This window comes from Paenibacillus sp. FSL H7-0918 (assembly GCF_038007025.1).
GTDB lineage: Bacteria > Bacillota > Bacilli > Paenibacillales > Paenibacillaceae > Paenibacillus_AQ > Paenibacillus_AQ odorifer.
The window spans coordinates 728,913-751,215 of record NZ_JBBOWJ010000003.1 but is presented as its reverse complement, the minus strand read 5'-3'; the positions used below and the strand labels follow the sequence as shown (position 1 = coordinate 751,215).

The 22,303-nt window shown below is 41.6% G+C and carries 18 protein-coding genes; 16 read left to right on the top strand and 2 right to left on the bottom strand.

Going from position 1 to position 22,303, the window contains the following annotated elements; genetic code table 11:
- Positions 1-107: 107 nt before the first annotated feature.
- Both MHI15_RS23140 and MHI15_RS23135 read left to right on the top strand, forming a co-directional pair.
- Entirely contained in the window at positions 108-1,688 is a 1,581-nt protein-coding gene (locus tag MHI15_RS23140) for a response regulator (protein WP_076129316.1), read from the top strand.
- Between the two features lie 16 nt (positions 1,689-1,704).
- Positions 1,705-3,498: a sensor histidine kinase gene (locus tag MHI15_RS23135; RefSeq protein WP_076301984.1), complete on the top strand. Its 1,794-nt coding sequence runs from the start codon at positions 1,705-1,707 to the stop codon at positions 3,496-3,498.
- A 37-nt stretch (positions 3,499-3,535) separates the two neighbouring features.
- Here the strand turns inward: MHI15_RS23135 and MHI15_RS23130 are convergent, their stop codons facing one another.
- Positions 3,536-3,742: a DUF1657 domain-containing protein gene (locus tag MHI15_RS23130; RefSeq protein ID WP_036678243.1), complete on the bottom strand. Its 207-nt coding sequence runs from the start codon at positions 3,740-3,742 to the stop codon at positions 3,536-3,538.
- Between the two features lie 208 nt (positions 3,743-3,950).
- Between MHI15_RS23130 and MHI15_RS23125 the strand changes: the two genes are divergently transcribed.
- The 13 genes from MHI15_RS23125 to MHI15_RS23065 all read left to right on the top strand — a co-directional run bounded on the left by MHI15_RS23125 (position 3,951) and on the right by MHI15_RS23065 (position 20,353).
- Positions 3,951-4,811 (top strand): DUF421 domain-containing protein, encoded by an 861-nt coding sequence (locus MHI15_RS23125; RefSeq protein WP_076129318.1) that lies wholly within the window; start codon positions 3,951-3,953, stop codon positions 4,809-4,811.
- An 859-nt stretch (positions 4,812-5,670) separates the two neighbouring features.
- Positions 5,671-6,966 (top strand): right-handed parallel beta-helix repeat-containing protein, encoded by a 1,296-nt coding sequence (locus MHI15_RS23120; RefSeq protein ID WP_341165001.1) that lies wholly within the window; start codon positions 5,671-5,673, stop codon positions 6,964-6,966.
- A 199-nt stretch (positions 6,967-7,165) separates the two neighbouring features.
- The gene (locus tag MHI15_RS23115) at positions 7,166-8,608 is read left to right on the top strand and encodes a spore germination protein (RefSeq protein WP_076129319.1); all 1,443 of its coding nucleotides are present in this window, start codon (positions 7,166-7,168) and stop codon (positions 8,606-8,608) included.
- Entirely contained in the window at positions 8,605-9,411 is an 807-nt protein-coding gene (locus MHI15_RS23110) for a Ger(x)C family spore germination protein (protein WP_341164930.1), read from the top strand. The genes MHI15_RS23115 and MHI15_RS23110 overlap by 4 nt, the downstream gene beginning before the upstream one ends.
- Positions 9,386-9,730, top strand: coding sequence for a Ger(x)C family spore germination C-terminal domain-containing protein (locus MHI15_RS23105; protein WP_341164929.1), 345 nt, complete (start codon positions 9,386-9,388; stop codon positions 9,728-9,730). Before MHI15_RS23110 ends, MHI15_RS23105 begins: the two co-directional genes overlap by 26 nt.
- Positions 9,731-9,751: 21 nt before the next feature.
- Entirely contained in the window at positions 9,752-10,840 is a 1,089-nt protein-coding gene (locus MHI15_RS23100) for a GerAB/ArcD/ProY family transporter (protein ID WP_341164928.1), read from the top strand.
- A gap of 132 nt (positions 10,841-10,972) precedes the next feature.
- Entirely contained in the window at positions 10,973-11,950 is a 978-nt protein-coding gene (locus MHI15_RS23095; protein WP_076129322.1) for an AAA family ATPase, read from the top strand.
- 3 nt (positions 11,951-11,953) lie between these two features.
- On the top strand, positions 11,954-13,042 hold the full coding sequence (locus MHI15_RS23090; protein ID WP_076129323.1) for a DUF58 domain-containing protein: 1,089 nt from the start codon (positions 11,954-11,956) through the stop codon (positions 13,040-13,042).
- The gene (locus MHI15_RS23085) at positions 13,039-14,367 is read left to right on the top strand and encodes a hypothetical protein (protein WP_076194294.1); all 1,329 of its coding nucleotides are present in this window, start codon (positions 13,039-13,041) and stop codon (positions 14,365-14,367) included. The genes MHI15_RS23090 and MHI15_RS23085 overlap by 4 nt, the downstream gene beginning before the upstream one ends.
- Before the next feature lie 132 nt (positions 14,368-14,499).
- Positions 14,500-17,097 (top strand): hypothetical protein, encoded by a 2,598-nt coding sequence (locus MHI15_RS23080; RefSeq protein WP_081387951.1) that lies wholly within the window; start codon positions 14,500-14,502, stop codon positions 17,095-17,097.
- A gap of 39 nt (positions 17,098-17,136) precedes the next feature.
- A complete protein-coding gene (locus MHI15_RS23075; RefSeq protein ID WP_076129325.1) occupies positions 17,137-17,856 on the top strand; it encodes an ABC transporter ATP-binding protein in 720 nt (239 codons plus the stop codon).
- Positions 17,846-19,234 (top strand): ABC transporter permease, encoded by a 1,389-nt coding sequence (locus MHI15_RS23070; protein ID WP_175623537.1) that lies wholly within the window; start codon positions 17,846-17,848, stop codon positions 19,232-19,234. Before MHI15_RS23075 ends, MHI15_RS23070 begins: the two co-directional genes overlap by 11 nt.
- A gap of 30 nt (positions 19,235-19,264) precedes the next feature.
- Complete coding sequence (locus tag MHI15_RS23065) at positions 19,265-20,353, top strand: efflux RND transporter periplasmic adaptor subunit (protein WP_076129326.1); 1,089 nt, start codon at positions 19,265-19,267, stop codon at positions 20,351-20,353.
- A gap of 19 nt (positions 20,354-20,372) precedes the next feature.
- Here MHI15_RS23065 and nagZ read toward each other — a convergent pair whose 3' ends face one another.
- Positions 20,373-21,671, bottom strand: a complete 1,299-nt coding sequence (nagZ, locus tag MHI15_RS23060; protein WP_076305059.1) for a beta-N-acetylhexosaminidase — start codon at positions 21,669-21,671, stop codon at positions 20,373-20,375.
- Positions 21,672-21,798: 127 nt separating this feature from the next.
- On the opposite strand from nagZ, the gene MHI15_RS23055 reads away from it, so the two are divergent.
- Complete coding sequence (locus tag MHI15_RS23055) at positions 21,799-22,302, top strand: ferritin (RefSeq protein ID WP_076129328.1); 504 nt, start codon at positions 21,799-21,801, stop codon at positions 22,300-22,302.
- The last annotated feature ends 1 nt before the right edge of the window (position 22,303 follow it).

Sequence of the window (22,303 nt, the reverse complement as noted above, 5' to 3'; positions counted from 1 at the left end):
TCATTGTTTTATCAGCTGTTAGGGAAGAGAATGAATGGTATACTGAAAAAGATTGGTTAGTAGAATTCAGCTGGTTGGATTAAAACATTCAAAGGGGGATTGTGTTGATGTACAACGTATTATTAGTAGACGATGAGATGCTTGATCTTGAAGGCATGAGACAATTCATTCCTTGGAATGAACTGGGTATGCAGGTCGTGGAGGCAGCGAATAACGCGTTTACGGCATGCGATATTTTAGAACAGCATGTTATTGATATTATTGTTAGTGATGTGAATATGCCGAATATGTCGGGTCTAGAGCTGGCTCGGATTGCCATAGAGAAAAAAAACGATATACGTGTGATTTTTGTAAGCGGTTACCAGGATTTCAGCTATGTGAAACAGGCGCTTTCACTAAAAGCATATAGCTATGTCCTTAAGCCAATGGATGACAAGGAACTTATTGCTGCACTACAGAAAGTAAAGCAGGATTTAGATGATGAAAGTAAACGGCGTGACGTGGAAGAAGCTTATCAGCATATGATTCCTATGGCCAAAAATGATTTGTTGATTCGCTTATTTGAAGGGGAATGGGAGGGGGACACTCAAGCTGGAATGTTGAAGCTTATGAAGTCTTACGGTCTGGATAAGCTGGAGTGGCCTATACGTGTGGCGGTTTTGGAGCTGGATTATTTCAATTGGTTTCAAGAACAGGATAATCTAACTAAACATCTAATGTCCAAGGACTTTCTGTATGAAGTGAATACAATTGCTCAGAAGCACGGTATGCCACATTGCTATAAGGTATCGTCTTATCGAATCGCGTTGTTGATTAACGAACAGGAGATGGAGAAGTTTATTGAAGAAATTTATGAGTCAATTCGCACAAAATTTCCTGTCACTATGACCGTAGGTGTAGGGAAGCCTACATTTGCTATGGACCAGGTCCACACCTCCTATCGGCAAGCTATGGAAGCCGTTGACGGAAAGATGTTTCTCGGCAAGGGCAAACTAATTATGTATGAAACGGTTAGCAGCGAACCTGGAATGATTGATGCCCGTACGTTGGATGCCCGTATGGATACACTTTTTAAAGCGATGAAAGAATATGAGTTAGTCCTTATTTATGACGAGATCGATAAGCTGTTCAGATCCGTGAGTAGTTTAAGATCTAAATTCACGATTCATAATCTAGCCATGTATATTATATGGAAGCTGGATCAGCAGTTGAAAGAGGTTAGTGAGGATTTATTTGAAATCTTAGGTATGGAGTTACATAGTTTAGATATTTTGCTTCAATTCGATACGATCAGTGATATACGCTCTTGGCTTGTACTCAAAACGTTTGAGATATCCGAGTACCTACGCAGCAAAACAGAGTCAGTGAACAATAAACTGATTAGAGAAATTATGCAAATGATGAAGGATAAGATGAGCGAGAATTTTACGTTAAAGGATATTGCACAGCAGTTCTCTTTCTCACCCAACTATTTGGGATATCTATTTAAGGAGGAGACTGGGAAAACGTTCAGCGAAGTACTCATTCAGCTGCGAATGGAACAAGCCGGCAAGCTTTTGAAAGATCCGAAGTGTAAAATCTATGAAATCGCGAGCCAGGTAGGTTACCGTTATCTTCCTTACTTCAGCAGACAATTCAAAGAAGCCTATGGTATGACACCTATGGAATATCGTAAGCGGGAGAAGTGATGGGGGATGATGTTGCATGAAACAACCAAGAAGTAAACATAAGTATGTGCCGATAGGGTATAAATTAATGCTGACGTATATTTTTTTCATTATTATCCCAGTATCTGTGATAGGTTTTGTCTCTCACTCTATGTACAATGATTCATTACGCGAGCATACAAGTTCGAATATTAAAGGTACGTTGTTGCAAATTCGCGATAATATTGATTATAAAATGGGGGAAGTTACCCGGATATCAACGCAATTATATAGTGATTATGATTTCTATCGGAATCTGCGAAGCTATGAAGAAGGCTGGGAGAATTATGACCGGATGTCTATGAAGGTACTTCCAAAGCTGGACGTAGCTATTCAATCAACGGGTATGAGGATTGGGATGTCGCTATTTTTAAAGAATGAATCCATTCCTGAGATCTATTCGAATTCACTAGAGGGCTATCTGGATAATAGTAGCTTCTATCATCTTTACCATATGAACCGGATTGAAGGGAAATCCTGGTATTATGATTTTCCAACCGAGAAATATGCGGAGACTATGAAATGGTGGCAGATTGAGCGCGATGTAGAAAATAATCGTATCTCGTTGCTACGTAGATTAATAGATACATATGACCCTCTCGTACCTAAGGAGATTGGCTTCCTGCGGATTAATGTAGGCATTCCAGATCTGTTCAATAGTGTGAATTATACGAAGATAGGAAAAGGAAGTATTCTAATTTTAAAAAACGAGTTCGGAAGAACGATGTACCAATCGGGAGAACTACCAGAGCACTATTCCAACGAAGCCGAACTTAATAAGGATTACCTGACGATTAGTGAAACAGTTACAGTTTCTAACCAAGCTTGGCAATTAAACGCGCTAGTTCCAATTACGATTCTTGAACAGGATGCAGTGAAGGTACGACTGTTTATTATTTTGATGTGTCTTATTTGTTGTGTTGTCTTTAGTTTCGTCGGCATATTTATATCCCGATATTTTTCAATTCGGATTAATAAGTTCGTATATGTGCTGAATGCCTATCGGGAAGGTGATCTTCACAAGCGCATTTCCTATCGAGGCAAGGATGAATTCTCTCAGATTGCTACCGCATTAAATGATATGGGCGAAAATATCGATATGTTGATTAAAGAGGTATATTTGACGCAGCTCCAGAAGAAGGAAGCAGAGCTTGAAATTCTGCAATCACAAATCAATCCTCATTTTCTATATAATACGTTGTCATCTATTATTCAATTAGCCAAGTTTGGTCAAAATGAGAAGCTGCAGCAGATGGTGCTGGAATTAGCGAAGTTTTATCGCCTGACGCTTAATGAAGGACGTACCATGATTCCGGTCCCGACTGAAATTGAGCAGGCAAACGCTTATTTAGAAATTCAGAAAATTAAATACGGTGAACGTCTGGAAGTTATGTTTGATTTTGATACAGAAATCTGGCCTTATGAGACCATAAAGCTCATTCTACAACCCTTTATCGAGAACGTGCTGAAGCACGCCTGGTGTGGTGATCACATTCATTTACGCATTGTTGGGCGTAAAGAGGGCAATGATATTCTATTCCGTATCATTGATGATGGAATCGGCATGAGACAGGAACGTATTGATCAAATTTTTGATCCAAAGGGTCACACGAATACAGGTTATGGGGTCCGTAATGTGGATCAGCGAATTAAACTACAATATGGATCTGAGTACGGCGTAACCATTTTTAGCCGTGTTGGAATTGGCACTTCTGTTCAGATACTCATTCCTGCTAATAAGGGCAAGCGTGGCATTCGTTCGAATGTTGTACATGATGAAAAGGGGTCTTAAAGCTAGTTTTTCTAGCCTAAGACCCCTTTAACTTTAATTAGAATCCTTTATATTGAGGCTCTTCGGACTCCAATTCGGTTACCCTGTTCTCTACTTGAGTTACGATTTGTTGTGTTTGCTCGGCTGCGTTCGTGAACAAGGTTTTTGCACTCTCGTTTTGTGTTTCTAGTGCAAATTGTTCAAGACTGGCTTGAGCACCTTTTAAAGAAGATAAACATGTTTTAACTTGTGAGGCTACTGTCATTGAGTTTCTCTCCTCTGTGTTGGATTATTAGCATGACGAATGCTATTGTCCTCAAATGCTTCTAGCGTTATGCAGGAAAAAAATTCATACTTGTAGTAATAGATGATTTTCCATAAATAAGTAGTGAAATTCCGGATTGAATGCGGCTTTATTGACAAATAATGAGTGTTAGTAAACAAGCTTTGATTCAAAAAGGAGGGTATTTGTAATGCCGGAGTGGTTGGAGGTTGTAGTTCGAACGCTCTTTGCTGTGGTTGTACTTTTCTTTTTAACAAAATTACTGGGAAAGAGACAAGTATCGCAGCTCTCGTTCTTCGAGTATATTACGGGGATAACCGTCGGCAGCTTAGCCGCTTACATCTCTTTGGATACGGATAAGTTATGGCATTTAGGGCTCATTGCACTGATTGTATGGGTGGCTTGTTCTTTAGGGATCGAATACCTTCAGATGAAGAGTAAAAAAGCAAGAGACTTTATTGATTTCAAGTCCACCGTACTAATTAAGGACGGAAAAATACTCGAAGATCATATGAAAAAAGAACGTTTAACCACAGATGAACTGCTGGAGGAATTACGCAAAAAAGACGTTTTCAATATATCGGAAGTGGAATTTGCGATTATGGAATCTGATGGAGCCATAAATGTTTTACTCAAGAGTGAATATCAGCCGGTAACCCCTAAGCAATTGGGTATAAAGGTTGCCCCGGAGAAAGAGTCGCAAGTTGTCATTATGGATGGTAAAGTGCTCGACAAACCATTAGACACCCTAAACCTGACGCGAAGCTGGCTGGATGGAGCCCTTGAGAAAATGGGTTTTACGGTTGAGAATGTTTTTCTTGGACAAGTTGATTCTTATGGTGAGCTGACTGTCGATTTGTATGCCGATAACTTTAAAGTCCCACAGCCGCAGGATAAGCCTCAATTATATGCTTTGCTGAAAAAATGTGAAGCTGATTTAGAAATGTTCAGTTTATCAACAGATAATGAAAAAGCTAAAAAAATGTATGAGCAATGTTCGGAGCAATTGCAAGCTTCACTGAAGGTTTTGAAACCGTTAATTCAAAGCTAAGAATAAAGATAAAGGCACTCTCGAGTAAGATCGAGGGTGTTTTTTATATTAATTTAAATTAATGTAATAATATGGGCATAAAGTAGCTGTACAACTTCGAAATATTAATTATAGTTGAGATTAGGCTGGAGTTATAGATGACACAAGATTGGAGGAATGCCTTCGCTTTTTATTTACATCAGAAAACAAGGAGGAAGATGTTCACGTGAAACTAAAAAGAAGATTTTCATTCGGAATTATGGTTGCGCTTACAACTTCGCTGGTTCTAGGTAATTTGGCATGGAGTAACCCTACCGCTCAGGCAGCAAATATCTTCAGTAATGATTTTGAGAATGGAAATGCCGACAATTGGACGAGTACAACAGGAACTTGGTCTGTAGTTGAAGAAGGTGGCAATCATGTGTATTACCAATCCAGTCAAAACGAAGGACGTTCGTTCTCCGGTAGCAACACGTGGACAGATTACAGCGTTCAGGTTGATGTGAAGATTGATGATTTCAATGGGACTAATCGAACTTATGTGTGCGGGCGCTATGTTGACGGAAATAACTATTATGCTGCATCTCTGTCTAACAGTAATGGTGGGACGCTTGAAATACGAAAAAAAGTGAATGGTTCAAGTTCAACACTGGCTAGTAAAACTGATTTTCCTATAACTACAGGGACTGCCTATACAGTTAGGCTAGAGCTTAGTGGAGATTCGCTTAAAATGTATGTTAATGATGTTTTACAGATAAATGCACACGATAACATTTTGACAGCAGGAGGTATAGGACTTGTAGCTTATAAGACAGCAGCGAAGTTCGACAATATCAATGTCTCCGATATCACAACGGGCACTCCGACACCAACGCCTACTATAGCTCCAACAATTGCACCAACGGTAGCTCCTACGGCTACTCCAACAGCAAGTGCAACTCCCACTGCGACAGTAGCTCCAACCGTCACACCAACAGCAACACCAACAGCAACACCAACACCAGTTGCAGGCTCTATTTATGTAGCTCCAAATGGTCTGGACAGCAACGCAGGAACAATTGGTAGTCCAACCACACTGGCCTCAGCGATTACGAAGGTAGCCCCCGGGGAAACCATCTATATGCGTGGAGGGGTTTACACGTATTCTTCAACAATAATTGTTGGACAAGATAATAGCGGAAGCTCTAACTTACGAAAGAACATCGCTGCATATGGGACTGAGAAGCCTATATTGGATTTTTACGCCCAGCCATTTGACCCAGCTCAACGTGGTTTGCAGATATACGGTAACTACTGGAAGGTAAAAGGATTAGAGATAAGAGGCTCAGGAGACAATGGGATCTTTATTGGCGGGAACTATAACATTATTGAGAATGTTGAAACCCACCATAATCGGGATTCGGGACTGCAAATCAGCCGGTATGCTTCATCACTGACCAGCATGAGTCAATGGCCGAGCTATAATCAGATCATTGGAGTGTATTCTCATGATAATTATGATCCGGATAACGGGGAAGACGCTGATGGTTTTGCTGCTAAGCTGACCATAGGTCCTGGTAACGTATTCGATAAATGTATAGCTGCATGGAATACAGATGACGGCTGGGATCTTTACAGTAAATCAGAAACAGGCCCCATCGGAGTGGTGACGATCAAGAATAGTATCTCCTATAAGAACGGACAGACCTCAGATGGAAATTCAACGGCAAACAGTGATGGGAATGGATTCAAACTAGGTGGTGAAAAAATTGCAGTAAACCATATTGTGCTGAATAGCATAGCATTTCAAAATAAAAAACACGGATTCACTTACAATAGTAATCCAGGCTCCATTCAACTAACAAATAATACTTCTTGGAGTAACGGACAGAGTAACTTTGCTTTTGATGCCGGTACTCACCAATTTACGAACAACTTGTCTTTTGCTGGAGGATCGAGTGACAAAACAAGTGGAACCGATATTCTAAGTACTAATGTGTGGTGGAAAAGTAATGCAAGTACCAATGCCAAGGGTTTGGTGGCCAGTGCCGCTGATTTTGTAAGTCTTACACCTTCAGTGGTGCGAAATGCAGATGGTTCTTTTAGTCTGGGCAGTTTCCTCAAATTAACTGGGGGTAGCGATCTAACCGGATCTGGAACACCTAGCGGAACTAATATTGGTGCAACTTTTCCGTGATTTGAAAGCTAGGGGTTTGAGCTCCTTATTTAATTGACTCTGTAGGATTAGATAGGTCATTTTATTCGATATTTTGATGGGCATGAGTCCGGTACTATACCGGATTTGTGCCTATTTGGTTTGTTTTAAGTATAAACCTTCCATCACGTTGGCAAACTAAGCCAGATTAACAAGTCACAATTTTGGGGGTAGTCTGCAGATGTCTGGAATTATTGAAACAATAAAAGAACAACTGGAAGGATCTAGTGATGCAGTTTTTCAAAACATTCGCCTTCATGGGCATTCCTGTGACTTGATCTATATCCCATTCATCGTAAATTCCCTGAGTCTTCATAAAGATATTGCATTGCCGCTAAAAAATGAAGCAAATTCAGAGCACAAATGGCCGGATTTTTTAGAACGATTGGATCGAGGAGCTGTTTTTCCCATCCCGTATCTTAAGGAGTTTGACATAAACAAGGCTGTGGATTTGATTGTCGCTGGAAAAGTAGTGCTTTATTTTGAAGAGCTTCCTTATGTTTATTATTTTGAGATCACGCAATATCAGAAAAGATCGGTTACGGAATCACAAAATGAACTTGTGGTGATTGGACCACAGGAAGCATTTATTGAAGATATTGAAACAAATCTGTCCCTGCTCCGACACAAAATTAAACATCCGGATCTAAAGACTATTCATTATACGATTGGTAAATATACCAAAACTGATGTGTATGTTGTATATATTGAAGGACTTTATAAAAAAGAAGTTCTTGCTGAAATTGAAAAGCAACTAAATGAAATAGATATTGATGGCATATTGGGCATTAGTTATATATCGGAACAATTACGGAAGGGGAACTTGACACCATTTCCGGTATTTCAATATACAGAACGCCCCGACTCGGTGGCAGCTTCTTTAATGGAAGGCCGGATCGGAATATTACAGGATGGCACACCCACTGCAATGATTGCACCTACCTCTTTTTTTACAATGCTACAATCCTCTGAGGATTATTATCAAAGCTTCTATGCCGCAAGCTGGATTCGAATCGTTCGATTTGTGTTCTCCATCATATCGATGATTCTTCCATCGCTTTATGTTGCGATTACAACCTTTCATCCTCAGATCATTCCCTCAAACCTGTTAATTACGATAGCATCTGCCAGAGAGAACATTCCTTTCTCAGCATTGACTGAGGCTTTGATTATGGAGCTTACCTTCGAAGCCCTTAGAGAAGCTGGAACCCGAATACCAAAGCCTGTAGGCCAGACCGTTTCAATTATTGGCGGTATAGTCATCGGTCAGGCTGCGGTGCAAGCGGGAATTGTATCCGCTCCTATGGTTATTGTTGTTTCCATTACCGGTATTGCCACCTACATTATTCCCCATTATGAGCTCGGTCTGACTTTTCGCTTACTTCGTTTCCCTTTATTGATTATGGGGGGAACAATGGGTTTGCTCGGGGTATATATTACAGCTTTTTTGATTTACGGGCATTTAGCTAATCTTAGACCGTTAGGATCACCATATTTACAACCCGTTGCCCCTTTGGTGTTAGAAGATTGGAAGGACACATTATCTCGCTTTCCCTCTAACTATATGAAGAAACGCAGCAAACTTTATAGCAACAGGAATCTAAGGAGACAGAATCAAAAATGAGAACTCTAAAGATAGGAGTTGTTATACTTCTACTCCTAAATTTAACAGGCTGTTGGTCTTCAAAGGTGGAACTGGACGAATTAACCTTTGTGTACGGCTTATTTATAGATGTAGGCAAAGAAGCAGGCACCGTTGAAATTACGATTAACTCTCCTTTGCCCAATCGTCTAAACTCGGGAAGCCAGCCTTCAAGTGGTGGCGGTGATGGGAATAGTTATTCTACAGTTTCTAAGACCGCAGATACGATCGCAGACGCCATGTTACTAGTTCAGAAAGATCTGACACGTCAACTTAGTCTTTCCCAATTGAAAATAATTGTCTTAGGGAAAGCTTATGCAGAACAAGGGATTGGTGAACTCCTATTATGGATTAGAAGAGAGCCAAGTCTCCCCCTTGGAACCTATGTCATGGCTAGTCCCGGCAGTGCAAAAGAGATGAATACATTAACACCTATCTATGAACAATTGCCTTCTGATGTACTGAGGAGCTTTGGAACAGAAAAATACATGTTTTCGACTACAATTAAGGACTGCATATTCGCTGAGGCTTCGGGCGTTGGATTTGCTATAAATAATCTTTCATTTGGTAAAAAAGAAGAAACTACAAAAGAAGGTAAACCACAATATTGGGCAGGCATTCAAGGAGCTATGTTGTTTCAGAATGAGAAAATGAAGGGAATACTAAAGCTTAAAGAGGGGAGGGCATTGGCATGGGCCGCAGGCAAGCTTAAGCTGTCGGTTTATTCTGTTACCTGGGATGGTGGAGAAAGTGCAGCAAGTGAAAAAAGTAAAAATAACGGATAAGGGTCCAGTTTTTACAGTGAAATTAAAGGGAAAAGCTAGTGTGATTTATTTAAGGGATCCTAAGAAAAGAAATCTAGAAGAGATCAGTAATATCATTACAGAGAAACTAAGCGATAAAGTAACTGCTAATCTGACCGAAGCTATACATTTATCCCAAAAAGCAGGTGCGGATGTTCTACAGCTGGGCATGTTGCTGGAATGGAATGATCCGAAAATTTGGAAGCAATTAAGAGAACGTTGGGATAATTACTACGCTCATGAGGCAGATATTAAGGTGAAGACGGACTTTCGGATTGTGGATTTTGGAACAGCAAAATAAAGAACTGAGGAAGGAGAAGTTATGCGTACAACAAAGTGGCAGCTGTTCCGGTTTATCACCATTTTTTTTAGCTCACAAACCACCATTTTTTTGATACCAGCTATTATTGCTACTTCCTCTTATCAAGGCTGGATTGCATTAATCGTTGGCTCCTTATTAGGATTGATATTATTGTGGTTTACAATCTATGTTGGTAAGCTGCGACCTAATCAAGCTTGGGTTCACTTTGGAAAAGAGATCATTGGCAAATGGCCACATAAATTTATGATTCTGCTCCTACTATGCTGGTGTGTTTATTATGTTTCTTTCGATATAGAGAATTTCGTACTATTTTTCGGCTCGAATTATTTAAGAGGAACTCCACCTCTATTTATCCAGTGTGTCGTTGGTCTCGTAATCATGTACACGGCAAGTCTAGGATTTGCAACAATTACATATATGGCCGATGGATTATTTATTATTTTCTTTATTACCGTGATCATTTTATTTAATTTATTCCTTCCAAACGCGGACTTTAATATGGTACCTGCTTTCTTTCATTATCATGATCCTGGAATCGCCCTGAAAGATTCTATTGTGGTCATGTCATGGTTTGGAGAATGGATTGTCCTTTTGTTCATTGCACCTGATTTAAAAATTGAAGCGAAAATGATGAAAAGATTAGTATTTGCGCAGTTCTATGTTTCAATTACGGTCTTAATAGGATGGTTATTGACAATGATGAGTTTTGGTCCACATTTAGGCCAGCAACTCCAATATCCTTTTCTCGAGATGGTGCGTAGTTCGAAAGAAGATAATTTATTAGGTAATACAGACCCGCTTTTGATTGGAATATGGTCGTCTTCGATGTTTATTCACAGCGCTTTCCTTATCTATATAGCTTCAAAATGTGTAGCAAGTTTATTTAATACTAATAGTAAAAAAATTTACGTTCCCCTTTTAACACTGGTTTCAGTGACAATAGCATACTTATATTCACGCGACGTCGGCAGATATTACGAACACTACAATAGCTTTGCCATTGTGATCATTTGGCTAATCGTTGAAAGCATACCCATCTATTATGGGATTGTAGCCTTCTTTCGATATCGGCATAAGACTGCGAAATGAAAATCGAATGGAAGACGGGTGCTGTCTAATTATGGGCAGTGCCTTTTTTTGTGAATTATAAATCGGGTACGCTTTCTGTTATGATTAAAGCACTTATTACATAATTATCCTCAGATTGGATGGTGTATTCACATGAATCTTCAAGAAGTAGCTGAACTTATCAAATCTATTAGGGGCAATCTTGCCAAAGTCATTGTAGGAAAAGAGGAGGGAGTAGACCTGCTGCTGACCGCATTACTTGCGAATGGACATGTCTTGCTGGAAGATGTACCTGGTACGGGTAAAACCTTGCTGGCAAAGGTGCTTGCCAAATCATTGGATTGTTCATTTAAGCGCATACAATTTACGCCGGATTTATTGCCTTCCGATTTAAGCGGGATCAACTATTACAATCAGAAGACGGGAGAGTTTCAGTTCAGACCGGGTCCGGTATTTGCTAATATACTGCTGGCTGACGAAATTAATCGTGCAACACCTAGAACCCAATCCAGCCTACTGGAGTGTATGGAGGAACGGCAAATTACTATCGATGGGGTAACGCACGGATTAGAAGCACCGTTTCTTGTCATTGCTACTCAGAATCCGATAGACAACCAAGGGACCTTCCCACTGCCTGAGGCTCAATTAGATCGATTTTTGATGCGGATTACTACGGGTTATCCTACCTTTGATGAAGGGATACATATTTTGCAGCGTTTTCGTGAGAATAATCCGCTCGAAGAGTCTTTTCCTGTAGCAACGGCACAAGATATTCAAGCCGCACAGCGTTTAGCCGCATCGGTAAGTATCAGTGATGATTTATTAGGTTATATCGTACGGATAACGGAAGCTACCCGCAAATCTACGGCAGTAAAACTGGGTGCGAGTCCACGTGCCAGTGGCGCGTTGCTTAGATCAGCTCAGGGATATGCACTTATTCAAGGCAGATCCTATGTAACACCGGATGATATCAAAGCCGTGGCTGTTTCCGTGCTTGCACATCGTCTGCTGCTTCATCGGGGATTAGGCTCAAGAGAGGGACAAGCCGCGGATATTGTATTGCAAGTGCTTCGTGAAGTTGAGGTGCCTGCTGAACCCGTGACGTCCTTAAGAGGCGGAAAGGTGGAATGACCTATGGCTTTGCCTTGGTTCATTTTCATTACAGTGGCGTTGGTGTTACTTCTTGCTGACATTTATAAACGGAATGGTCTGAAAGCGCTTAGTTATTCTCGTTATTTTTCAAGTAAGACTGCTTATGAAGGAGAACGTATTGAGATGATCGAGGAGATCATTAATGCGAAGCTTCTTCCTTTGCCGTGGCTCCGATTGGAGTCTAGTATTGCGAGAGGTCTGGAATTTGGAAGTCAGGATAATCTTGGGATTAGTACAGGAGAAATCTCTCAGAATCATATTAGTTTATTCTATTTAAAATCTTATCGTCATATTAAAAGACGGCATCAAGTGACATGTGAGCGCCGTGGTTTATATCGTTTGGAATCCGTGACTATGACAACGGGAGATCCATTTGGTTTGACTCGAAAAAACAAAACATATCCACTCGAGTTAGAGTTGTTGATCTATCCCGTTCTGCTGAATCTAGACGAGCTTCCATTGCCCATTCATAGCTGGCTGGGTGAGCTTCCTGTGAAAAGATGGATCGTTGAAGACCCTTTTCTGACTGCTGGCATTCGTGAATATAGCTCAGGAGATTCTATGGGATTGGTAAACTGGAAGGCTACAGCACGTACTGGTGTTATGCAGGTTCATAAAAAAGATTACACGGCTGATTCCCGGCTCGTCATCTGTCTGAATATAGAGGACAGTGATTCCATGTGGAGAACGGTGACTGATGTGGAACGAATCGAGCAAGGAATAAGATATGCAGCGACTATAGCTGAATACGCAATGCAGCATGGAATTGAGACCGGATTAATCTGTAATGGCAGATTGGACGATGCTGGCGAAAGAGATCCAATTGAAGCAGAGCCGATGGCTCAGCTCGAAGATATGTTAGAGCTCCTGGCAAGGCTGAAGCTGGATAGAACACTTCCTATGAGTCGACTATTGGAATTGCAGGTTGAGAGTGGAATTAGTGACACAGATTTTCTAATCATAAGCTGCCATAGGGGAGCAGAATTGCAAAAGGCGACGGATCTCCTAATGCAGCAAGGCAATGGTGTGGAATGGCTGGATATTCCGGAACAAGGGAGAGAGAGCGCATGAAGCTTACGTTGTCTGGCTATGTAAGGGAAACAGTGAAACTCTGGTTGTGGTCTATTATTGAATTGTTGCTATTTCTACCGGTTTGGGTTCTATTTCAGATATATTTGTTGCCCCAACAAGATGAACAAATATGGTTGATTGCGCTGCCTATACTAGCTTTAGCAGGCATTCTTTTGCGCAATTTTTGCAATGTAAGATGGAAGCAATTACTTGCCGCCTTAATCCTCGGGGCATTATTAGGTGTGGCTTCAGGGAGTTTATCCATCGAAAGCCTTCCCTTAGGTGTGGCTGGAATTATATGTACATTCTTAGGGATGACGGTAGACTCTAGAAATAATAGATTCAGAATGTTTTGGATAGGTATAATAATCTATTTTGTGGCAACTATAGCGTTTCATAGAGTTCCTGAATTGGAGCCAAGTGTGCCGTTATTGACCTGGTGTGGCAGTCTGTATTTAATACTGACTTTACTTATTTCTAATAGCAGCTATATACGATACAGCGCACTTACTGAAGAGAATGAAACGCTGCCCAAAGGGATACAACGGAATAATCGTATATATGTCATTGTGATTGGAGTTATTGCAGCTGTACTAGCGGCAGGTGTCGGTAAAGCTATAGGATCATTGGTATGGAGACTCTTACGCTCATTTTTCAATTTTATTAATCAGTTATTTTCTGGCACAAAAGAACCAGAGCCTCCGCCAGCAGAATTGCCGCCAGCAACTCCGATGTTACCACCTGTTGGCGAGCAAAAGCGTGGCTGGCTAGCTATTATACTAGAATACGGGTTTTATATTTTGGCGGCGGTATTATTGGGGTTTGCAGCCTATTATGCACTTCGCTGGTTGTACAGAAATGCTGGAGAAAAGTGGCGGAAAGTCATAGATGCATTGTTATCGATGTTACGTAGGGAACATACCCCTAAGAATAATACAGCATATCTTGACGAGGAGAAAAGCGTCTTTACTTGGGAACAAACCGTTCGAGGGTTAAAGGATTTCTGGAGCTCTCGTCTTCCTTCAAAACATCGTAAGGATCGCTGGGATCAGATGAATGGCGAGCAGGAACGTGTCCGTTGGCTTTATCGGCGGTGGCTTAATATAAAGCGCGATAACGGTTATGAAATGAAAAGTTATCTTACGCCGCAGGAAACAAAAAGGGATGTTTTGCTATGGGGAGATCGTAGCAAGCATAAACGTAAGGGTGATGATGATTCTTTAGCAGCAGATCAATTGATTGAAATATATGAAAAAGTTAGATACGGAGAAGATGAGCCTGCCGCTTCTGATATTGCAGCTTTGAAAAATCAACTGAAATTATAGAATCATTTTCAGAATATATGCAAATTGGAACAAATAGGTTACAAAAGATCTGTAAGAGTTACAACATGGATACAATTGGATCTGTGCTAACCACTATAATAATTCTAGTAAAATACTCGTGGAGGGAAGTCAATGAGAAAGCATAGCAGTACATATGTTGTTTTACTCTTAAGCACCTTTGTCATAAGCCAGTTGACAGGGCATACCGCTTCGGCTGCTGCAGTTAGTTCTGTTCAGCCAAAATCGGCGGTAGCTGCTGCAACTGTAACAGCTCCTAGTAATCTGGGTTCCGTTTCTTTAGGAGCTAATATCAAAGCTACACTGGAAGATGTGAATATTTGGTCACAGCCTGGAGGCAATATTTTAACTTATACAATTAACTATTCGAATGGCAGCAACAAAAGTGCTAGCCTACTGTATTATTTTTCGAGAGTTATGACCTCTGGCGGCTCTGTTATTCCAGGGAATCCACTAAGTGCGGACGCTACTAAGAAAAAAGTGGGTTCTAACGAAAGCTTGCGCGTTACATATTATGTTAATGTTGGCCAGGTAAATTCGTTAAAAGGTATCAAGATTCCAATGTACGTTTGGGATTCCAAAACCAAGGGGTATCTCAAGCAAGTAGGAACTTTTAATATACCCGCCAACTATTCGCCAACCGCTGTAAACGGAAAAAATGTAAGCACTACAATGAATGACATTCCGGTTATTGCTAAAAGTGAATCCTTGGAGCTCTACAAATACAGCGGAAAGGTTTATGCCAAGGTGGGCATAAGCTTGACCAATAAAGGCAGCAAAGTATTAAGTGATCCTGGTTACGCAGCATATTTGGTCTCGGCAGGGGGAAGCTCGTATGAATTAGCCCTTGACCGTTCTCAGCTTAGTTATAAAATTCAGCCCCAAGAGAAAAAAACCATTTATTATCTTACAGAAATTCCTTCGTATATGAAGACGGAGAATATGAAACTGCAATTCACCCAAAAGGATGAGGCGCTGAAGCTGGAGATTGCCAAATCCTCGTACAAGCTGCCTGCGGCTACTACACCAAATCTGGTAGTTGGCAAAGGTGTAATCAAGAAAATTACCATCAATAACAATACGGTTGAAACCCAATTAAATAACGCAACCGTATACGCAGAGAACAATAAGGGATTCTGGACTTTTCAGCTGCGAGTGAAGAATACAGGAAAGACAGCCGTTACGTTACCTTCTTATGAACTTGCTGTCAAATCCTCAACGGGGACAACCTTTCCGATCAATTCTAAGGGCTTGAGCGGATTAACCATAAAACCGCTGGAGGAAAAAATCATCCCGCTTACCGCACAGGTACCCCTTGAGGTAGAACAGAATTCACTGCAATTGCAGATGATTGAGGCTGTTTCTGCTCCAGATAATAGTGAAACGGGAACTACTGGAGAAGGTGTAGCAACTGGAAGCACTGGTGGAACCAATGTCGCTACGAGCAACACAGCTAAACTAACGGTTCCGGTTGCTTACTTTACGATCTCCTATACCTTGCGTCCTGAGATACAGAAAGGTATGGAATATAGAGCAACAAATGAATATGGGACGTTTACTTATAGTTTAGTTTCCTTGCAGCGTTTTCCATGGAAAGACGATGATATCGTTGTTGCCAGATTAAATATTACGAATACCCAATCGGTTGCCTTGTCTCTGCCGGAATTAAAGGGAGCTGTTCAGGTAGACAATGAGGACATGTCATCTTCAACGGAATTGTTTATGGATAAGGAAACTTCAACGATTGGGCCCGGTAAAAACGCTGAAATCTATGTGTTTGCCAAAATTCCTTATACACAAGAGTTCGATAAATTAAAATTAAATCTTTATTCTATGGTAAAAGAAGAGAAAAGCTCGTTCCTGTCAGTTACTACGAACAGCATGATGAACGCTGTAGCTTCTATTGAAACTGGAGGAAGTTATGTTATCTCTGGTAAAGGCAAGAACGCAAAAGTGCAAGAGAACAAAACCATTATTTATGAAGGACTTAACTCCAATCTCGTATACACAGAGCTGCTTCTGAGCAGTGAAGAGAAAAGACAAAGCAAAATGGCTCGCCTCCAAGCTTATTACAAAACGGGAGATGGTCAGCTATTCGAAGCTACAGCCAATCAGCCGGATACGTCTGCTACTCCAGGCGGTAAGCAATTAATAACCTTTTGGGCTAAGGTTCCGAAGGCTGTTAATGCTTCTGATGTAAGCCTGTTCCTTGGGCCAGGGATTACTGGGAATAAGCTGACGGAACCCGGTCAGGAATCCACTGGATTTATTAATATGGCTTCACTGTCATTAAATCCGGTCATCACACCACCAGAGAAGAACTTGACGAAGGTGGCTATTTATCCGTATACCATGTCCGTTCTAAGTTCGGAAGGGCGCTCACTACAAGGCAGTGACTCTATAAATATAGTTATGAATTACAATCTTCTTCGTGACAGCAGCTATGATATGGGAACCTTCACGCATAAGCTGGTCCTCAAAATGACGGATCCATATGGTCTATCTCAGGAACGAAGCTTGAACATTGGCACCGATATTCTTGAAGGGACCAACAACTCGTATACAGCAAGCTTTAGCAATAATATGTATAAGAATTTGTCAGGAGGAACCTACCGGATCACGCTGTACGATGAATTCCAAGGCGAACGGATCGAGCTGGCTAGTCAAGCTTATAACATCAAGATTGATAGAGCAGTTGTAACTGAGAAATAGCATTTCATATCTATTATTGTACGAAGAGGAGCAGCTCCAATGTTGCGAGTGGAAAATGTAACGCATTCTTATAAAAACGGTAATGAAACTACAGCAGTGCTTCATCAAATTGACTTTTCTGTGAAAGAGGGGGAGATGGTAGCACTGCTGGGGAGCTCGGGTTCCGGTAAGTCAACGATGCTCAATCTGATGGCAGGACTAATGAAACCTACGGAAGGCCATATTTATATTGCCGATCAAGATATCGTGAAGATGAGTGAGAATAAGCTATCGGAATTTCGCAGAAAAAATATCGGGTTTATCTTTCAAGCTTATGAGCTGATTACTAGCATGACAGTCCGTGAAAATGTAGAGCTGCCGCTGGTTTTTCAATCCGTTGCACCCTCTATACGTAAACAAAAAGCTTTAGAATTGTTGGAAGGAGTCGGCATTCCTGATAAAGCCGACTTGTTCCCTTCCCAGCTGTCTGGCGGACAGCAGCAGCGTGTTAGTATTGCACGCTCCTTGATTACGGAACCATCTGTTATCTTTGCAGATGAACCAACCGGAAACCTAGATTCGAAGACAGAAGAAGAAATTATCAATATCCTGCTTAACCTGAACAAGAAGATGAAGACTACCTTCATAGTTGTAACTCACGAGCTAAAAGTCGCGGAGCAAATGCAGCGGATATTCACGCTTCGGGACGGATATATGATTACTGAAAACCAAACTTCTTCGAATACTGAACTCGAAGGGGGTATACTCATTGAGGATTAGTGATATTTCCCGCTTGGCTTGGGAACAGGTCAAACGGCGGAAAGTTGTCACAGGTCTTTGTATGGCTGGCATATCCATTGGATGTGCTGCAATCATAGTTGCATTAAGTATAGGAGACTCCGCACAGAGCTACACGGAGCGGGAAATCAACCGCAATTTCAAAATGGATGAAATTACGGTGTCTCCCAACGGAGGTATACCCTCCCAAGGAGGAGGCAGCGGTGGCAGCGGATCGTCTGCGGCCAATGAAAAGCTTGATCCCGGCAGGCTGACAGCACAAAAGCTGGAGATTATTAAAGGCTTGCGGCATGTAACTGCAGCAGCTCCCTTTCAAGAGCTAGGGTACATACAGATGTTGACTATCGATAATAAAATAACAGATGTACAGCTTATTGGAACGGATCTACGCTTGTTAACGAAATATGATAAGAAATTCAAACAAGGCGGAGCTTCTGATTTGGTAGGAATGGCTGTACTGAACTATGGTGCAACCGTTGGACTGATTGATAACGAAACTCGGCAGCGTCTTTTTGAACAACTGAGTACAGATCCATATAACAATAAGTTGATGGAACAGTACAACAGCTTAAGCATGCTTCCAACAGATATGTACAAGCAACAGGTTCAATTACAGTCTTTTGATCCCGCCTCTCAAACCGGAGGGATGTTAGTTAGCTCACCGATTCAAGTGGTGGGAATCCTCGACAACCCGAGTGGAACGAGCGAGGATATGGCTATGTACGACAAGAAGATCTATGTGTCACTAGAGACTGGCGAGCGGCTTGTAGAACAAATGAAGCTATCGAGTGGAACCGCTGGGCAAAAGGGTGTCTATAACTCAGCGATTGTAAAGGTAGACAGCACTGAGAATATCGTGGAACTAGAGAAGCTTATTCAGAAACTTACCTTAACAACAAGCACAAATTTGTATCAAAAAGAGGCACTCGCTGATACCTTCAGCATGGTCAAGAAAGCAGCTCTCGGTATAGGTGTATTTATTCTGATTATTGCTTCGATCTCCATTATCGTTGCGATGACTATGTCCACTCATCAACGACGACGGCAGATCGGTATTATGAAAGTGTTAGGCGCCAATATGGGCCAGATCCGCAATATGTTCATTACAGAAGCGGCATTGCTCGGGATGTTGGGCGGATTGCTCGGCATAGCCTTTTCATACTTGATTGTATTAGGAATTAATAAGCTCATCGGTAACTCTTCAGGAATGGGTGGAGGCGAGCCTTTGGTGATTTATATTCCTCTGATGACTCTTCCGGTTGGGATCGCATTTGCGGTAATGACAGGGGTATTATCGGGTATTTATCCGGCGATCAGTGCATCCAGAACGAATGCACTCACGGCGATTAAACGGGATTAGCTATTTTTAAGTTGAAAGGAAGCCAAAGTGATGAAGAGGAGAATCAAGTGGATTGTATTGGTACTGATTATAATTGCAGCAGGTTATTTTCTATATAGTAAGATGTATAAGCCTGAAGCGCAGTTAGAGCCTGTTGAACCCCCACAAGCCATAACTTTTGAGGTCACACAGGAGACCATTACCAATTCCATACAGGTTAAAGGTAATTCTAATTATGAGAAAGAAACGCTTGTTTATGCTCCATATGCTTCAAAGGTGACAAAGTGGAAGGTTGAGAACGGTGGACAGGTCAAAAAAGGTGATTTACTGTTTACTCTCGATCAGGAAGCCTTGAAGAATGAGATTGCTACACAAGAGGCGACCATCCGTAAAGCAAAGCTGGAAGCAGAGCTGAATGCATTTGTGAGCCAGCAAGACGAGGAGAATGCAGCCCTTGGTGCGACTGAAGCAGAACGCATTAAAGCACTCACAGCCCAAGAAGCAACACGGCTAGGGGACGAGCTTAATCAGGTCAATGCCGAAATACAAGCACGCGAATTAACAGAGAAAAAAGCCAAACTCAAAACAGCACTTTATTATGCTCCGGCAACCGGCATTTTCTTATTTGACAGTGCAAGCGAAATTCCGCAAACAGTGACAGATAATCAATATATTGGAAAAATAGTAGATATGAACAAGCTAGAATTCATTGCTCTTGTAGGTGAACAAGACGTCTTCCGTATAAAGACAGGTATGAAGGTTGACGTAAAAATGACAGCTATAAAAGATTTGAAGTTATCTGGAGAAGTTACGAAGGTGGCGAAATTTGCAAAGACAGCTTCAGGTCAGAATGCTACTGCCAGTTCGGTTCCTCAATTCGAAGTGGTTATCACGCTGCAGCCTGACGAGCATTTGATCGGTGGCTTAAGCTTAAACGGAGAAATTGAAACAGTTCGCAAAGAAAATGCCACCGTTGTATCCAGCATAGCTGTAATGCATGAAGGAGACCTCTCCTACGTTATGCTGGATAAAGGGGACGGGCAATATGAACGAAAAGACATCGAAGTGGGTCTGGAAACTACGGACAAAACAGAGGTTCTCTCTGGGTTGAAGGTTGGAGATGTTGTTGTTCTTCAGTAACAATGACTAACGCTTAGATTTACTTCTCAATCGTTTGACGCCAAACGTTAATATCTTTATTAAGATCGGTAAGATCAGGAACCGGGATTTGCTCATCGGAAAGGTTATATTTGGCTTTTAAGGCTAAGATCCGATAGACGCTTTCATCAATCCGTGTTTCTTGAATCTTACCGTTTTTTACGTTTTGCAGGAGGGAGTCCATGACCCGTTTTTCATTATCATAGCCGTGAGCGACAAGGAGAATATCACTACCTGCATTCACAGTATCTACTGCTGCTGTAGTCAGATCGTAGTTCTTCATAATGGCTCCCATGGTTAGATCGTCTGTAATTACGATTCCTTGGTAGCCCATTTCATCTCGAAGCTGTTCACCAATAATGGTACGCGATAAGGATGCGGGTTTGTCTGGATCTAATTTTGGAAACAAAATATGAGCGACCATTACGGCGTCCGTCCCCTCTTTAATGGCTGCTTGGAAGGGGAGCCATTCTAAGTCGGCTAGCTGACCGGCTGTTTTGTTCACAATCGGCAGATCCAGATGGGAGTCGACAGAAGTATCTCCGTGTCCTGGGAAATGCTTGACAACAGGAACGACGCCTTCGCTCTCAATTCCCTTCATTTCGGCAATCCCTAGTTGAATGACTTGGCCAGCAGCATTGCCGAACGACCGGTCTCCGATGACTGGATTGTCTGGATTGCTATTGATATCGAGAACGGGAGCAAAGTTCATATTAAATCCGGCTGAACGTACTTCTCTTGCGAGCAGCTTTCCCATTTTCTCGGCAGCAGCAGCGTCATTACTTGCACCCACTGTTCCGTTAGAAGGGAATGTAGCATATTCTTTAGGCATCCGGCTGACTTTTCCACCCTCCTGATCAACACTCATGAATAGTGGGGCAGGGTTACCAGTGTTACTCTTTTTCATAGAATTGATAAGACTGATCATCCCTTTCAGGCTTTTAATATTGTCCTTATAGAGGATGATTCCACCTATTTTGTCTTCGGTAATCATCTTTTTAGCTTGCTCATCAAGGACAGTTCCATCAATTCCAACTAGGAGCATTTGTCCGATTTTTTCTTCCAAAGTCATCTCAGCAACCTGAAGAGCAATTGGATCGCTGACTGCTGAGGGGGTGGGAGCCAAGCTGGTGGTTGGTGCAGGTGTGGATTGGGAGGTCGGTGAATCGGTAGCTTCGGACTGTGAATTACTGCTGCTATTAGAACAGCCAGCAATGAGGAACAGTGACACCATAGCTGCAATAATGAAGAGTGTACCGGAAATCTTAGGCTTTAGGCTGTGACGGGTGAATCTAATCATCTGAATAGTCGTCCTTTCGTTAGCTAAATTAGATATTGGGAGAGGAATCCTTGCTGACTTAGAAGCACGGTGATAAGATAAACTTAAATATTTACATATTAAATTTGAATAATGAGGTGACGGTCCAATGAAAGATGGATTAGTACAAGCACTTAATGAACAGATGAATTTCGAGTTTTATTCCGCTCATGTTTATCTAGCGATGGCTGCTTATTGTTCCGGCGAAAGTCTGGATGGATTTGCAAACTTTTTTCTAATTCAAGCCGAAGAAGAACGGTTCCATGCCATGAAGATTTATAAATTCCTTAACGACCGGGATAACCGTGCTACGCTAGAAGCACTGCCAGAGCCGAAGAACGAATATAACTCGATGTTAGATGCTTTTGAACATGCCTTCGCGCATGAACAGCAGAACACTAAACGATTCTATCATTTGGCTGACCTTGCTCTGGATGAGCGTGAACATGCGACGATTTATTTCTTGAAATGGTTTATAGACGAGCAAGTAGAAGAAGAAGCACTTTTTAGCAACATCATCAGTAAACTGAAACGAATTGAAAAAGATAGCAACGCCTTCTACATGCTGGATGCCGAGTTTGCTGCACGTACTTTTACAGCTCCGGCTGAATAAG